A 16,480-nucleotide genomic window follows, 5' to 3' on the forward strand; every position below is an offset into this window, starting at 1 on the left:
GCACCGTCAAACCACGAAGCGCCCGACCATCGAATTGAGGTCGCCTGCACCGACGCTGAGCTGCCCCGTTTCGCGCGCAATGCTGTCGCACGAGGTGGCGGACTTCTCGGTCTCTTCGGCGACGTGCTGAATGGCGGCGCTGACTTCGCGCGCGGCAATCAGCTGCTCGTCGGCGGCGCAGGCAATTTCCGAAATCGCCTGCGTGGTGCGTTCGACGCCCTGCACGATCTTCTCGAACGCATCGGCTGCCTGGCGCGAAATATCGCTGCCCGCCGCGACGCGCTTGACCGACTCGTTGATGAGCTTCGAGATTTCCTTGGTCGCCTGCGATGAGCGCTCGGCGAGCTTGCGCACCTCGTCGGCCACCACAGAGAAACCGAGACCGTGCTCGCCGGCGCGCGCGGCTTCAATGGCCGCGTTGAACGCAAGCAGGTTCGTCTGGCTCGCGATCTCGCCGATGACCTTGATGATCTCGCTGATGTCCTCGGACGACTTGTTGATGAGCTCCATCGCCTCGATCGACTTGGCCACCGCCTTGGCGCCGAGCACCGCTTCGTGTTGCGTCGCCTTCGCGACGCCGTCGGCGCCGCGGCCGTTTTCCGCGATCGAGTTGATCGATGCCGTGAGTTCCTCGATCGACGCATTCATCTGCTCGACCGTCGCGCCGAGGCTCTGCGCGCCGGCGGCCACGGTGCTGGACATGTCGGCGATCTGGCTCGACGAGCCGCTGAACGCGTTTGCCGCGCCGACCACCTTCGCGATCACGCCACGCAGATCGCCGATCATTGCGCGGATGCCTTCGGCAAGCATGTCCACGGGCTCGTTGCCGCTCACGGCGATCTCGGCGCTGAGGTCGCCGCGTGCCGCGCGCTGCACGGAGTCGAGCAACAGGGCGACCTTTGCGCTATCGCTCTCGGCCTTGCGCTTGATGCTCGCTTCGAGTTCGACCTCGGCGGTCACATCGCTTGCGAATTTGACGACCTTGCTGGGCCGGCCGCTCGCATCGAGAATCGGGTTGTACGTGGCCTGAATCCAGACCACTTTGCCGCCCTTGCCCACGCGCATATAACGGTTCGAGTCGAACTCGCCGCGATTGAGCTTCTGCCAGAAGCGACGGTACTCCGTGCTCTGTGCATACTCGGGCGTGCAAAAAATTCGATGGTGCTCGCCGACGATCTCGTCGAGCGAATAGCCGACGACGTCGAGGAAATTCGCGTTGGCGTGACGGATCGTGCCGTCGAGGTTGAACTCGATGACGGCCTGCGACTTGTCGATCGCATCGATCTTGCCGGCGAATTCCGCCTGACGGCGTTTGACTTCGGTCACGTCGGTCGCGAACTTGATCACGCGCGTCGGCTGACCGCTTTCGTCGAACACCGGGTTGTACGATGCCTGAATCCAGATCTCGCGCCCATCCTTGCCAAGGCGGCGATACTCGCCCGCATCGAATTCGCCGCGGCGCAGCTTGGCCCAGAACGCCGGATACGCTGCGCTCGCCGCGTACTCGGGGTCGCAGAAGATCCGGTGATGCTTGCCGACGATCTCTTCGCGCGTGTAGCCGACGGTCGCCAGAAAGTTGGCGTTGGCGTCGACGATGATGCCGTCGAGATTGAATTCGATGACTGCCTGCACGCGGTGCAACGCGGTGTACACCGCTTTCAGTTGCTGTGCATCAAGCTGTTTGTTCAGGTCCGCTGTGTCCATAAACACTCCCGTATTGAATTTCCGTGCCGCGAAATGCGTCGTTGACTCCGGCCGTTGAACCGCATTCCGCGAATAAATTCCCGGACAGGGCTCGTCATGCCCTGTCCGGTTGAAAGCGCCTGAATACGCATTTTTATTTCGAAGCAAGTAATTTTTTATTGACCGTATTAATCATTGATTTCGGCGGCCCTGCTTCGCTTGTCCTCCCTGACTACCGGACCTGCGCACAACGCTCACGACACATAACGACTGGTGATAGCGGGATTAACGGATGCATTCATCCGACCTTTAGGTAAAAACGGGTTAACCTGCATAAAAAATTTCACACCCAATGACAAAACGTCAGTCGTTTTTATTCGAATTCACGGTAAAACGTTTGCGGTTCGATAATCGAACGGAGAATAATATTTCAGGTAAATGTTTCTTCTTTTGCTTGCAATGCATATGAAATCGGGGTTTCAAGCCAAATGAATGGAATTCACTTTAACTGGCATGCCAGATGGAGATCGCATACCAAAACACGCGTGCGATCAATCAGTTAAGAATGTTCTTAAAAGTCGGGACAAACCCTGACAACACGGGCCTGGCGGGCGCGCGCGGCGGAGGCTGCGCTACACTCCGAACCAAATGGGGTCGACGTCCGGCAAGGAAATCGAAAGCCAGCCCGCGTCGTGGCGCACATCATCGTGGCAAACATCAATAAGCGAGGAGAACACAGATGAGCTGGACGCGAGAGCAGGTACACGTGACGGTGGCAGCCTATTTGGGCTGGACACTCGACGCATTCGATTTCTTTCTGATGGTGTTCATCCTCAAGGACATCGCCAATGAGTTCAGCGTCAAGATTCCTGACGTGGCATTCGCGATTTCCCTGACCTTGTTCATGCGACCGCTGGGCGCGTTGATCTTCGGGCGACTCGCCGATAAATTCGGCCGCCGTCCGACGCTGATGGTCAATATCATTGCGTACTCGGTGCTCGAGCTGCTGTCCGGCTTCTCGACGAGCCTCACGATGCTGCTGATCTTGCGCGGCCTGTTCGGTATCGCCATGGGCGGCGAATGGGGCGTGGGCTCGGCGCTGACGATGGAAAGCATTCCGCCGAAGTCGCGTGGCCTCGTATCGGGCATTCTTCAAGCGGGCTATCCGAGCGGTTATCTGCTTGCCTCGCTCGTCTTCGGCGGCCTGTATCAGCATATCGGCTGGCGCGGCATGTTCTTCGTCGGCGTGATCCCGGCGCTGCTCGTACTGTATGTGCGCTCGCACGTGCCCGAGTCGCCCGCGTTCCAGGTGATGGAAAAGCGTGAGCGCGTCGGCTTGCTCAAGACGATCCAGCACAACTGGAAGCTGTCGGTGTTCGCGATCATCCTGATGACGTGCTTCAACTTCTTCAGCCACGGCTCGCAGGATCTGTATCCGACCTTCCTGCGCGAACAGCATCACTTCGATCCGCATACGGTGTCGTTCATTACCGTCGTGCTGAACATCGGCGCCATCGTCGGCGGGCTGACGTTCGGCCGCTTCTCGGAGAAGATCGGACGCCGTCGCGCGATCTTTATCGCCGCCCTGCTCGCGCTGCCGTTTATCTACGTGTGGGCATTCTCGACGACGGTCGGCATGCTCGCACTCGGCGCGTTCCTGATGCAGATTTCGGTACAGGGCGCATGGGGCGTGATTCCGGTGTACCTCAACGAGATCTCGCCGGATGAAATCCGCGCGACGTTCCCGGGCCTGGTCTACCAGCTCGGCAACCTGCTCGCGTCGGTCAATGCCGTATGGCAGGCCAAGATCGCGCTCGCGCACGACGGCAACTATTCCATCGCGCTCGCGACGATTGCCGGCACGGTCGCGGTCATCATTGCCGCCATCATCCTGTTCGGTCCGGAACGGCGTGGCATCGACATGACACAGACGGCCAAAGTCGTACCCGGCGGCGCGACGACGTAGGACACCGGCATCGAGAGGGGCGCGCGTGCGCGCCTCTCGACCTGCTGTGCGCCTCCGGTCTCACCGGGGCGCACAGGCCCCGCGACGCCACGCGCTCCTGCGCAACGCCTCCCCGACTCTCTTCCGACCCCGTTCCGACTCACCGCAGCGCCTCGTCACTCGCTGTCACTCGCTGCCACTCCCCGTCACTCCTCACAAGAGACGGCCCGCTCCGTGCTGCATTCATACAAACGCCTGATTTCGGGAACGCATCCGTTTTCGCGTGTCGTACGTATAGCGGGTTATCGGACACCGCTGAAGACAACCGATAACCCGGCGCGACCTGCGAAGCCTAGACACCCGTCCCGGTACGCAGCGCTTGAATCAGATGTTTCGTCACATCCGCCCCGCGTTACGTAACAGAACCACGCGACAACACGGCGTTTTTTGCGACATCCCGAAAGAAATGAAAGCAGCGCGCGGTAAAAGCCGCTGTTTCAGGCGTGTTTTACAGGGAAAACACCGAGTTCAAACGCTGTCTCGATCGCTGGCTCAGCTTTTGCAGTAGTCCCTTCGACTCACCGGACATTCGGTCAATGACGACAAGGAGATGAAGATGACCCTACGCGCATCAGGCGCCCGCCCGAGCGGCGACACGAAAGGCCGTATCCTCGACGCGGCTGAAGATCTCTTTATCGAACATGGCTTCGAAGCCATGTCGCTCAGGCAGATCACAGCTCACGCCGAGGTCAATCTGGCCGCGGTCAACTATCACTTCGGCAGTAAGGAAGCGCTGATCCACTCGATGCTGGCGCGACGGCTCGACCGGCTCAATCAGGAACGGCTCAAGCTGCTCGACCGCTTCGAGAAGCGCTTTGCCGACGCCGGAGACGGCGCCGGCCTCACCTGCGAACACGTGCTCGGCGCACTGTTCATTCCGGCCCTGCGTCTGTCGCGCGATCCGCAACACGGCGGGCGCGCATTCCTGCGGCTGCTGGGCCGCGCGTACACCGATCCGTCGTCGTTCGTGCGCGAGTTTCTCGCGCAGCACTACGCGTCGGTGTCCGACCGTATCTTCGCCGCGTTCGGTCATGCGCTGCCGCATCTGCCGCGCGAGGAACTCGGCTGGCGCCTCAATTTCTCGATCGGCGCGCTCTCGGGTGTGCTCGCCGGCAGCGATACCGACAAGCTGATCGCGCAGTTCGCGCATGGCGAACCCTTGAGCGATCTCCAGCTGATCGCCCGGCTCGCCTCGCTGATGGTCGCCGCACTCAAGGCGCCGGTGCCCGACGAAGCATCGTTCGCGACCTTCGCGGCCGTGCTCGGTGACGCGGATGCGGTTGAAGCCCAGGCAGCGGCCGAAGAAGAGGCCGAACGCGCTGCCAGGCAGAAATCCAATGAAATAGAGCGCGATCCTCAAACGTTGAACTCGTCGGGAACGGGTAATGTCAACCCGACGAGCGAGACAGAAGACAGCAAGTCTCGCGGATCGGGCGGCACGTCGCGCCAGTCGGGCAATGGTTCGGGCGAACGCTCGGGCAGCTCGGTGGTCGGCGATCCGTCGCAGAAGATTCACGCGAGCACCGGCGGGTCGCGCACGCCGATCAGCTGGCCCGGCAGCACCACGGCCGGCAGCTTCCGCTACCGCGTGTTCTGACGCGAACACAATCCGGGCCGTGCGGCATATGCTGTGTCGCACGTGCGCCGGGCCATGTGGCTTCCCGATTCGATGGGCTCGCGCAGCCCGACATCACTCGAACGGATGGAGGCGGCATGGATGGTCGGAAGTGGCTGGGACGAATCTGTTGTGTGGGCATGCTCGCAGGGTTCCTGCCGGGTGCCGCGGCGGCGAGCGACACCCTTCCCGACTTGTCGAAACTCGGCGCCGATGCGCAAGCGCAGTGGCTGACCGGGGCGGCCCATGACGGCACGCTCGACAAGCTCGACGACGACCAGCTCGTCGCCTTGTTCAAAGGCGTCTCATCCGAGGGTCTCGCAAGCTACGTCGAACATGGCGTCGACCAGCTCGGCGAATACGAATTCGAAATGGACCGCCAGGAGCGCGTGAACCGCCGCTGGCCCAATGATCCCGAGCATATCGACGTACGCTACCGGCAGTCGCCGATGCAGATCTACGCGAAGTGGCTGCCCGGCGGCCCGCACAAAGGCCAGGAAGTGCTCTATGACGAAACGCGCAAGCCTGACCAGATGTATGGCCACCTCGGCGGGCTGCTCAGCGCGGTATCGATCTGGACATCGCTGAACGGCACGTTCGCCCGCGCGCAGTCGAATCACTCGGTGCGCGATATCGGGCTCCAGTACGTCGCCCATCGCTATGCCTCGGAGGTCGAGAAGTTCCGTGCCGCGGGCATCACCTATCCGTCGCAGGTGGAGGTGACGCACGACCACGGCATGCGGCTCGTCGTGTTCATATGGGAAACGCCCGAAGGGCGGCCGACGTACTACGCCAAACGCGAGCGGCTGGGCATCGATCTCAAGCACCCGTGGTTCCGCTGCGTCGAATCGTACGACAACGACGGCCAGCTCTTCGAAAAGATCTTCTACAACCAGGTCGTGGAGCGCCAGTTCGATGACTCGACGTTCGACCCGAAGAATCCGGACTACAAGTTTTGACGCCGGGATGACGACGCCCGTGCTGGCGCGGGCGACCCGATGGATTCGGTACCGCGCGCTCCTGGCCGCGTAGTGAGTGACGCAGGCGCGCAAGGACACATCACCACCGTGGCCTGCAACGCCTGCGACCGCACGCAGTTCAACGTCCCGCCAGTTCCGCGACGACGCTCGAGAGCTCGAGCGGATCGACCGGCTTGGCAAGATGCGACTGAAAGCCCGCCATCAATGCGCGCTTGCGGTCTTCGCTGCGCGCCTGCGCGGTGAGCGCCGCGGCCGGCGTCAGCCGCCCGACGCTCGCGTCGCGAATACGCAGCTGGCGAATCAGTTCATAGCCGTCCTGCCCGGGCATGCCCAGATCGCTGACGACCACATCGGGTCGTTCGAGGTCGAAGGCCGCGAGCGCGGCCGGCGTGCTCGCCACGGCGGTGACGCGTGCACCGAGTGATTCGAGAATATGACGCGTGAGGTCGCGCGCATCGTCCTCATCTTCGACAACCAGCACGCGAAGCCCCGCGAGCCGCTCGGGATCTTCGGGCACATAGCCCTCGCCCTGGACAGCAGCGCGTGGTGTGCGGACCACCGGCAACTCGACACTGAACGTCGCACCCAGCCCCTGCCCGCCGCTCTCGACGCCGATGCGCCCGCCGTGAAGTTCGGTGAGCTGCTTGGCAATCGACAGTCCGAGCCCGAGACCGCCGTACTGGCGCGTGGTGCTCGCATCGGCCTGACGGAAGCGCTCGAACACGTGCGGCATGAATTCGGGCGAGATGCCTTGTCCCGTATCGGCGACCGAAATCACGACCGAACCATCATGCTCGACGAGCCGCACGGCGACGTTGCCGCGCCGGTCCGTGAACTTGATCGCATTCGAAAGCAGATTCCACATGACCTGCTGGAGCCGCGACGGATCACCCTGAATCGAACCGGTCTCGGCGAGCTCGGTCGAGACCGCAATCTCCTTGGCATCGGCCGCGGGCTGCAGCGAACTGATCACGTCGTCGATGACCTGGCGCAGATCGACTTGCTGCACATCGAGGCGGAGCTTGCCGGAAATGATGCGGCTCAGGTCGAGCAGGTCGTCGACCATCTGTGCCTGCAGCCGCGCGTTGCGGTCGATCACCTGCAAGCCCTTGTGCACGCGAGCAGGGTCCGTCGCGTCGCGCAACAGGAACTGCGCCCAGCCGACGATCGCATTGAGCGGCGTGCGCAGTTCGTGCGACAGCGTCGCGACGAATTCGTCCTTGACGCGTGCCGCCCGCTCCGCCTCCGAGCGTGCCGCGCGTTCGGCGTCGAGCAAGCGCTCGCGTTCTTCAGCGAGACGGCGCTGCGCATCGATGTCGGTGCTCGTGCCGAACCATTTGCTGATCCGCCCGGACTGATCGCGCAAGGCCCGTGCACGCGAGTGGAACCAGCGGTACTCGCCATCGGCGCCGCGCAAGCGATGCTGATGATCATATTCGTCGCGCGACTCGACCGCTTCGTTCCACGCGGCCATCGTGCCTGTGAAGTCGTCGGGATGCAGCAGCCATTGGCCCCAGCCGTCGCCGAGCGCATCGTCGTGCGAGCGGCCCGTGTAGTCGACGAACTGCTTCGAGATGTAGTCGACCCGCCCGTCGGGCTCGGTGGTCCAGACCAGTTGCGGGATCGCTTCAGCGAGGAGCCGATAGTGTTTCTCGCGCTCGCGCATGCGTTCGGCCTCGACGAGCTCGCGCTGCAGGCGCGCCTGCGCCAGCACGCGGTCGATGGCTTCGGGCAGGAAGTCGAAATAGTCGGCGGTTTTCGGCACCACATCGCCGACACCCGCGCGCAGCGCTTCAATGACCCGTTTCTCGTCAGCAAAGCCGGTGGCCAGCACCGCCGGGAAGCTGAATCCATGGGCGCGCAACGCGCGCAGAAACTCGAGACCCGTTTCGACACCGTCGAGCTGATAGTCGACGACGATCACGTCGGGTGCCGACTCGCGGATGGCCTCGTGCGCACGCGCAATCGTTGCCGCGGTCGTTACATAATGGCCGCAGCGTTGCAGCGCACGGCTCGCGAGCCGCAACAGGCCCTCGTCGTCATCGACGAGCAGCACGTGCACGGCTTCGCGCAAGGAGGGTTGAACGTCACTCATATTGGAAAAAAATCTGCGTAGCGGCGTGTACGACGCCATGCGTCGGAATACGCGCTGTGAGCTTGCGCGAGACAGGCGCTCAGGCCTGCCCCGGATTCGATGGGTCTCATGACAAGGGTCCGCCCGCCGTCGATCATGCAGCGGCCTCCGCCGTTGCAGGCGGTGCGGCGGGTGTCGCCGGCACGGCAGGCAACGTCAGATAGAACGTGGAACCGCCGCCCTCGACCGACTCGACCCAGAGCCGTCCGCCGTGCCGCTCGACGATACGGCGCACGAGCGCAAGCGCCACGCCGTCGCCGCCTTGCGGACGATAGAAGGCAGCGAACACCTTGGGCAACTGTGCGGCAGGAATGCCGCGGCCATTGTCCGCGACATACAGCGTGACGAAGGGTTGGGCGGGCTGCTGTCCAGCACGCTCACGATGATCCTCGAGCTCTCGTGCACCAATTTCGATACGCGGTGCGCGCCCGGGTTCGAGGCTGTCGATCGCGTGATCGATCAAGCCCGTGAAAACTTGCTCCAATGCGTCAGGGTCGGCTTCGACCGACGGCAGCGGGTGGGCGACGAGCCGCGCCTCGACGAGATCGAGTTTCGCCTGATAGCGCGCGGCCGTGCGCTGCACGAGCGTATTGAGGTCCACTTTCTCGGGACGGTATTCCGCACGTCCCGCACGCGACAGCGTCAGCAATGCGTCGATGATGTCTGCGGAGCGCATGACCGAGGTCTGCAGATAGTGCAGCGATTCAGCGATCTCCTCGTCGAGCAGCTGGGCAAACCGCTCGCGCTCGCGATCGGTCAGATTGAAATCGCGCATGGTCTCGCGCAGATCCTTGCAAGCCTGCGCGAGTTCACGCGAAAAGCCCTGCAGATTCACAAGCGGCGAGCGCAGGTCGTGCGACACGCTGTAGATGAACATCTCGTTATCGGCCGTCTGCTGACGCAGATGCTCGTTGGCGAGGGCGAGTTGCTTCGCACGGTGCTCGAGGTCGCGCTTGACGGCATTGCGCGCACGGTCGGCCGCCGCGAGCCGGCGGCTGGTCGTATGCAGGATATCGTCGAGCTGCGCGACCTCGTCGTCGCCGGCCAGCGGCGGCGGCAGCGGCGTGTTGTCGGCCAGGCGCCGGGCATTGTCGCCGAGTGCGGCCAGGCGGCTGCGAAACCCCCGGATGAACATATACAGCGCGATGCCCGCGACGGCGATCGACCCCAGCACGGCGCCAATCAACAGGCCGCGCTGACGCTCGCGCGCGATATGGACAGCCTGCGTGCGCGACGCGTCGAGCCGCAGTTCCTCGGCCTTGAATGCCTCGAGTTCCTTGCGAAAGGCGTCGACGAGCGCACTGCCCTGCGGCTCGCTGAACTGGGCGACGAGCGCATCGTGCTGACCTGACTCAATCAGTTCGCGGGCATGGGACGACCACTGCCGGTACTGGCGAATCGTGTTGCGGATCTGCGCCGCCCGGGCGACCTGGGGGGGATTGTCCGCGACGATATCGGCCAGTTGATCGACGCGCCGGTCGAGCTCGGTCCACAACGCGGAATCGTCGATGGCGGCGGGATCGTTGGCCAACGCTGCGCTGCGCACGCGAATCGCCTGCGCAAGCATGGGCTCGAGCACGTCGTTGGTCTGTCCGATAACGAGCTTGCTATGCGCGGCCCAGTTCCCGGCGGTTTCGGTATCGAGATGGGTCATATAGACAAGACCCAGCAACCCGATCTCGAAGGCGCTCGGTACGGCGATCAGCAGCAAGCCCTTGGTGAAAAGTCTCATGCGTTCGGCGTCTTCCGGTGCTTGGCGAATACGTGACGGCAGTCGAATACCCGATGTTGCACGCCCGCACGCACAATTGCACAACGCGTGCTCGCGGGCTACCGGCACACCGACCGGCAAGACAGTACCAACCAGGCAGCAAATCCGCGGCACGCCGCCGGATTTGAGGCAAGACACCGCTCCAGGGTGCGGTCGCGCACATTATCCCGTGCTTTTCGAGAAAAGCCAAAAATGACCGGTTCGGGTCTGGCGCGTGGCGGCGGAAAGCTAGGTGGCGGCGGATAAAAGCGACTGCGCATCGCGTCCGGCGCACAAGCGGTGCCGGATCGCAGGCGGGCTTCCTTGAAAAGATCCGCCCTCCGCTGCGAGCTGCGCTCCGGCACGACCAGGGAACACGATTAAGCCGTCAGGAGGTTCCCCGTCCGGAACGGCTTGGGACCGGCGATCTGCGCGACCATCGCGCCTGCGTGGACGTAGCGCACCACGCGCCGCGTGAACAGCACGCCTTCGATTGCCGAGACGAGCGTCGTCACCCGATCCGACAACGGGTCGACAATATCGGCGACCGCATCGCCCGGCTTGAGCCACGCGCCGAGCGGCGCCCGGTAGACCAGTACGCCGGCGCTCGGCGCGTCGATCTGCTCGGACCCTGACAGGGGCATCGGGCCACGGATCAGCTCGGGCGGTGGCGCCACGCCGCCGGCGATGCCACCGCGCAGACCGATAAATTGCAGGATGGCATCCGCATCGTGTTCCGCCAGTTCATGCGTGACGTCGTAGAGCCCGCGCAGCTCGACACAGACGACCATCGGCGCGGCCGGCACCGGTCGCACCCGGCCAAAGCGCTCCGCGAGGCGGCTCCAGCCCAGGTTGATCGCTTCGTCGAACGAATGCCCACCCGAGTCCCCGCATAGCAAGGACGTGCCGACACCGAGGTACCGCGCGAGCGGCTCGAACGTCGGCCATGCGGCTTCGTGGGTATACAAGTGCAGCACGCCCTCGAGCGAACAATGCAGGTCGAGCACGAGGTCGGCGTCGACGACCAGCCGATGCAGCGCGAGCTGCAGCGACTCGATCTCGGTGCGCGGCGTGCGCGCCTCGAGCGCCTCGCGGACCGCCTTGCGCACGAGCAGGCCATTGCGCGCCTCGTCACCGCTGAGCTGGTCTTCAAGCGCATCGCCGACCAGGGCCGCGATATCGAGAAAACGCCGGTTGAAATTTTGACCGCTATCCGTGTCGAACCGGCCAATCAGGCTGCCCGACACGCGCTGGTTGAGGCCGACCGGGTTGGCCACCGGCACCAGCACGATATGGGCGCGCAGCAGACCTTCGCGCTCGAGCTCGGCCAGGCGCCGCTTGAGCACCCAGGACACGAGCATGCCCGGGGTCTCGTCGGCATGCACCGAAGACTGGATCACGATACGGCGCGCGGCATGCGCCGGTCCGTAGTGATAGGACACGAGTTCGCGCGTCGTACCGAGCGAAGGCGAAACGAGCGGCGTGCGTTGGACTTCCATGCAGATTCAACAACCTGGCTAAACAGCGATCGTGCGATTGTAGCGTGGGTCCGGCACGCGATTCCCTTTAGCCCACATGGTTGAATCGATCGTAACTGGTAGAAAGAATGACCGCTAGACTGTGTCATCGGAGGGACGTAGCATCTCGTGGTTCTGCGTGGCACTCACGCCGTGGCGCAAGTCTGCGCCGTCACACGAACATCGCGCCGGGGCCCGCAGGGTCTCTCCGACGCTGCATGACGCCCGTCGCACGACTGTAAAGACGCCTTTTCAACGCCCCTTTCGACGCCTTTCCCTGATGGACGACAAAGACCGCAAGCCCGCCCCGCCCTCGCAATCGCCCGCCGCCGTGCCTGAGCGGGGAAGACGCCGCTGGTTGTGGATCGTCCTGATCATCGTGGTCGTCGTTGTCGTCGCCGCATGGCTGCATCACCGTCATCAGGCCTCGCAGGCCGGTGGCGCGGGTGCGGCAAGTGGCGCGAGCGGCGCAAGCGGTGCGGGTGGCGCATCAGGCGCAGGCGGAGGTCGCGGCGGCCGGTACGCGATGAACCAGGCGCAGGCCGTCACCGTCGCCAAGGTCGTGAACGGCGAGATGCCGGTCACGATCAATGCGCTGGGCACCGTCACGCCGCTGGCGACCGTCACGGTCCGCACGCAGATCGCAGGCACGCTGACCGAAGTCGCGTTCCGCGAAGGCCAGATGGTCAGGAAGGGCGACTTCCTCGCGCAAGTCGACCCGCGTCCGTACCAGATCCAGTTGCAGAACGCCGAAGGTACGAAGGCCAAGGACGAAGCCCTGCTCGCGCAGGCGCGCACCGACCTCGCCCGCTATCAGGTGCTGATCAAGCAGGACTCGATCTCGCAGCAACAGGCCGACGACCAGGTCTATCTCGTCAAGCAATACGAAGGTCAGGTCAAGACCGATCAGGCCGCGATCGATACGGCGAAGCTCGACCTCGTCTATGCGCATATCACCGCGCCCGTGTCGGGCCGCATCGGTCTGCGTCAGGTCGACCCCGGCAACTATGTGCAGACGGGCGACACGAACGGCGTGGTCATCATCACGCAGATGCAGCCGATGAGCGTGATCTTCACGCTCGCGGAAGACAACCTGCCGGCCGTGCTCAAGCGCGTGTCGACGGGCGCGCAGCTGTCGGTGACCGCCTACGACCGTAGCGGCACGACCTCGCTCGAAGGCGGCCATCTCGATACGCTCGACAACCAGATCGACACGACCACGGGCACGGTCAAGCTGCGCGCGCTGTTCGAAAACAAGGACAGCCTGCTGTTCCCGAACCAGTTCGTGAATACCAAGCTGCTCGTCGACACGATTCACAACGCCGTCATCGTCCCGAGTTCGTCGGTGCAGACAGGGTCGATCGGTCAGTTCGTCTACGTGGTCAAGCCCGATAACACGGTGACGGTGCGTGTCGTGAAGGTCGGGCCGATCGACAAGGAACGCACGAGCATCGTGTCGGGTCTCCAGGTCGGCGAAACGGTGGTGACTGACGGCGCCGATCGTCTGAAGGAAGGCGCGAAGGTCGTGATCCCGGCCCGTGGCGCTAACGGCGCAAGTGGTGCGAGTGGTGCTAGCGCCGCCGGCGGCTGGGCATCGGGCGCGTCCGGCGCCTCCGGTGCGCATGCGCACCGGCACCACCACGCGAGCGACAGCGAGTGACGGGTAAAGCATGAACCCTTCACGCCTTTTTATCCTGCGCCCGGTCGGCACCGCGCTGCTGATGGCCGCGATCATGCTGGTGGGCCTTGTCGCGCTGCGCTTTCTGCCGTTGTCCGCGCTGCCCGAGGTCGACTACCCGACCATCCAGGTCCAGACGTTCTATCCGGGCGCGAGCCCGGACGTCATGACTTCATCGGTCACCGCGCCGCTCGAGCGCCAGTTCGGCCAGATGCCGAGCCTGAACCAGATGTCGTCGACGAGTTCGGCGGGTGCTTCGGTCATCACGCTGCAGTTCAACCTCGACTTGCCGCTCGATATCGCCGAACAGGAAGTCCAGGCCGCCATTAACGCGGCCGGCAACCTGCTGCCCGCCGACCTCCCTGCCCCGCCGATCTACGCCAAGGTCAATCCGGCCGACGCGCCGGTCATCACGCTCGCGCTGACGTCGAAGACGATGCCGCTGACGCAGGTCGAAGACTTCGCCGACACGCGGCTGGCGCAAAAGATCTCGCAGGTGCCCGGCGTCGGCCTGGTCAGTATCAGCGGCGGCCAGCGGCCGGCCGTGCGCATCCAGGCCAACCCGCGCGCACTCGCGGCGTATGGCCTGAATCTCGACGATCTGCGCACCTCGATCTCGAACCTCAACGTCAATACGCCGAAGGGCAACTTCGACGGCCCCTCACGCGCCTACGCGATCAACGCGAACGACCAGCTTCAGAGCGCGAAGGAATATCAGACCGCCGTCATCGCCTACAAGAACGGCCGGCCGGTCATGCTGACCGATGTGGCGAAGATCGTCGACGGCGCCGAAAACGCGCAGCTCGGCGCATGGATGAACGGCACGCCCGCGGTGATTCTGAACGTCCAGCGCCAGCCCGGCGCCAATGTGATCGCGACCGTCGACGCGATCCAGAAGCTGCTGCCGCAATTGCGTCAGACGCTGCCCTCCGCCGTCGAAGTGCAGGTGCTGACGGACCGGACGACGACGATCCGTGCCTCGGTGCGCGACGTCGCGTTCGAGCTCTGCATGTCGATCCTGCTCGTCGTGATCGTGATCTTCGTGTTCCTGTCGAACGCGTACGCAACGATCATCCCGAGCCTGTCGGTGCCGCTCTCGCTGGTCGGCACGCTTGGCGTCATGTATCTCTGCGGGTTTTCGCTCGACAATCTGTCGCTGATGGCGCTGACCATCGCGACCGGCTTCGTCGTCGATGACGCGATCGTGATGATCGAGAACATCGAACGCTATGTCGAAGCCGGCGAGTCGGCGCTGGATGCCGCACTCAAGGGATCGAAGCAGATCGGCTTCACGATCATTTCGCTGACTGTGTCGCTGATCGCCGTGCTGATTCCGCTGCTGTTCATGGGTGACGTCGTCGGACGGCTATTCCACGAGTTCGCGATCACGCTCGCCGTGACGATCGTGATTTCGGCCATCGTGTCACTGACACTCGTGCCGATGATGTGCGGCAGGCTGCTGCACCATAGCCCGCCCAAGGGCAGCCGCAGTTTCGAAGCGCGTTCACGCGCGTTCTTCGACTGGGTCATCGCCCAGTACGGCCGCGGCCTGACTGTCGTGCTCGATCATCAACGGCTCACGCTGCTGGTTGCATTGCTCACGGTTGTCGTCACCGCCCTGCTCTATATCGTGATCCCGAAGGGGTTCTTCCCGGTTCAGGACACGGGCGTGATTCAGGGTATCTCGCAGGCGACGCAATCGACGTCGTACAAGGCGATGGCCGAGCGCCAGCAAGCGCTCGCCGAAGAGATTCTCAAGGACCCTGACGTCGAAAGTCTGTCGTCGTTTATCGGTGTCGACGGAACGAACGTGACCTTGAACACCGGTCGCTTCCTGATCAACCTCAAGCCGTTCGATGACCGCAGCGCGAACGCCAGCGAGATCATCCGGCGCATCCAGCAACGCACGGACCAGGTGCCGGGCGTCCAGCTGTTCATGCAGCCGGTGCAGGATCTGACGATCGACTCGACGGTCAGCGCGACGCAGTACCAGTTCATCCTCGAAGACGCGAACTCGACCGAGTTCAATACGTGGGTGCCCAAGCTCGTCGACAAGCTCAAGCAGGCGGGTGCGCTCGCCGATGTCGCGAGCGATCTCCAGCAAAGCGGCGCTTCGGTCTTTATCAATATCGACCGCGGCACCGCGGCCCGCTTCGGCATTACGCCCGCGACCGTCGACAGCGCGCTGTACGATGCGTTCGGCCAGCGGATCATCTCGACGATCTTCACGCAGACGAATCAGTACCGCGTGATCATGGAGGCCGATCCGACGCTTCAGCACACCACGAAGTCGCTCGGCGATCTGTATCTGCCGTCGTCGACGTCGACCACAGGCCAGGTGCCGCTGTCGGCCATCGCGACCTTCACGGAACAGACCTCGCCACTCGTCGTCAGCCATCTCGGCCAGTTCCCGTCGACCACGATCTCGTTCAACCTCGCGCCGGGCGCGTCGCTCGGCGCAGCGGTCAAGGCCATCGAGCAGGCCGAGAAGGACATCGGACTGCCCGGCTCGTTCACGACACGGTTCCAGGGCGCGGCGCTGGCGTTCCAATCGTCGTTGTCCAACGAACTGTTCCTGATCCTGGCCGCGATCGTCACGATGTATATCGTGCTTGGCGTGCTGTACGAGAGCTTCATTCACCCGATCACGATTCTCTCGACGCTGCCGTCCGCGGGTGTCGGCGCACTGCTTGCGCTGATGATCGCGGGTAAGGATCTCGATGTGATCGCCATCATCGGGATCGTGCTGCTGATCGGCATCGTCAAGAAGAACGCGATCATGATGATCGACTTCGCACTCGAAGCGGAGCGCGATGAAGGCAAGTCGCCGCGCGAAGCGATCTATCAGGCGTGCCTGCTGCGTTTCCGTCCGATTCTGATGACGACCATGGCGGCCCTGCTCGGCGCGCTGCCGCTGATGCTCGGCTGGGGCGCGGGTTCGGAATTGCGCCATCCGCTCGGTATCGCGATCGCGGGCGGCCTGGTGGTGAGTCAGCTCCTGACGCTGTTCACGACCCCTGTCATCTACCTGGGCTTCGATCACCTTGGCCGCCGCATGCGTGAACGCTTCGGCCGCGGTCGCGACGCGGGTCGCGCCGGCGCGGATGTCTGAGGCGTT

General features: G+C 63.7%; 9 protein-coding genes. 5 read left to right on the forward strand and 4 right to left on the reverse strand.

Annotation, left to right across the window (positions count from 1 at the left end; all coding sequences use genetic code 11):
- Positions 1 to 6: 6 nt before the first annotated feature.
- Complete coding sequence (locus ACMFWR_RS13230; RefSeq protein WP_413192104.1) at positions 7 to 1,704, reverse strand: methyl-accepting chemotaxis protein; 1,698 nt, start codon at positions 1,702 to 1,704, stop codon at positions 7 to 9.
- 718 nt (positions 1,705 to 2,422) lie between these two features.
- Here ACMFWR_RS13230 and ACMFWR_RS13235 point away from each other — a divergent pair.
- The 3 genes from ACMFWR_RS13235 (at position 2,423) to ACMFWR_RS13245 (ending at position 6,262) form a co-directional block, all read left to right on the forward strand.
- Complete coding sequence (locus ACMFWR_RS13235) at positions 2,423 to 3,649, forward strand: MFS transporter (RefSeq protein ID WP_413192105.1); 1,227 nt, start codon at positions 2,423 to 2,425, stop codon at positions 3,647 to 3,649.
- A gap of 595 nt (positions 3,650 to 4,244) precedes the next feature.
- Positions 4,245 to 5,285 (forward strand): TetR/AcrR family transcriptional regulator, encoded by a 1,041-nt coding sequence (locus ACMFWR_RS13240; RefSeq protein ID WP_413192106.1) that lies wholly within the window; start codon positions 4,245 to 4,247, stop codon positions 5,283 to 5,285.
- A gap of 116 nt (positions 5,286 to 5,401) precedes the next feature.
- Positions 5,402 to 6,262, forward strand: a complete 861-nt coding sequence (locus ACMFWR_RS13245) for a DUF1571 domain-containing protein (protein ID WP_413192107.1) — start codon at positions 5,402 to 5,404, stop codon at positions 6,260 to 6,262.
- A gap of 139 nt (positions 6,263 to 6,401) precedes the next feature.
- On the opposite strand, the gene ACMFWR_RS13250 is transcribed toward ACMFWR_RS13245, so the two are convergent.
- From ACMFWR_RS13250 to ACMFWR_RS13260, 3 genes are all read right to left on the reverse strand, one after another.
- Positions 6,402 to 8,378, reverse strand: coding sequence for a response regulator (locus ACMFWR_RS13250; RefSeq protein WP_413192108.1), 1,977 nt, complete (start codon positions 8,376 to 8,378; stop codon positions 6,402 to 6,404).
- Positions 8,379 to 8,511: 133 nt separating this feature from the next.
- The gene (locus ACMFWR_RS13255) at positions 8,512 to 10,149 is read right to left on the reverse strand and encodes a sensor histidine kinase (RefSeq protein ID WP_413192109.1); all 1,638 of its coding nucleotides are present in this window, start codon (positions 10,147 to 10,149) and stop codon (positions 8,512 to 8,514) included.
- Between the two features lie 398 nt (positions 10,150 to 10,547).
- Positions 10,548 to 11,666 carry a succinylglutamate desuccinylase/aspartoacylase family protein gene (locus ACMFWR_RS13260; protein WP_413192110.1) on the reverse strand — a complete coding sequence of 373 codons (1,119 nt, stop codon included), beginning with the start codon at positions 11,664 to 11,666 and terminating at the stop codon, positions 10,548 to 10,550.
- A 298-nt stretch (positions 11,667 to 11,964) separates the two neighbouring features.
- Between ACMFWR_RS13260 and ACMFWR_RS13265 the strand changes: the two genes are divergently transcribed.
- Together ACMFWR_RS13265 and ACMFWR_RS13270 are read left to right on the forward strand one after the other, a co-directional pair.
- Positions 11,965 to 13,344, forward strand: coding sequence for an MdtA/MuxA family multidrug efflux RND transporter periplasmic adaptor subunit (locus ACMFWR_RS13265; protein ID WP_413192111.1), 1,380 nt, complete (start codon positions 11,965 to 11,967; stop codon positions 13,342 to 13,344).
- Positions 13,345 to 13,354: 10 nt separating this feature from the next.
- Entirely contained in the window at positions 13,355 to 16,474 is a 3,120-nt protein-coding gene (locus ACMFWR_RS13270; RefSeq protein ID WP_413192112.1) for an MdtB/MuxB family multidrug efflux RND transporter permease subunit, read from the forward strand.
- The last annotated feature ends 6 nt before the right edge of the window (positions 16,475 to 16,480 follow it).

This window comes from Pararobbsia alpina (genome assembly GCF_965118125.1).
GTDB lineage: Bacteria > Pseudomonadota > Gammaproteobacteria > Burkholderiales > Burkholderiaceae > Pararobbsia > Pararobbsia alpina_A.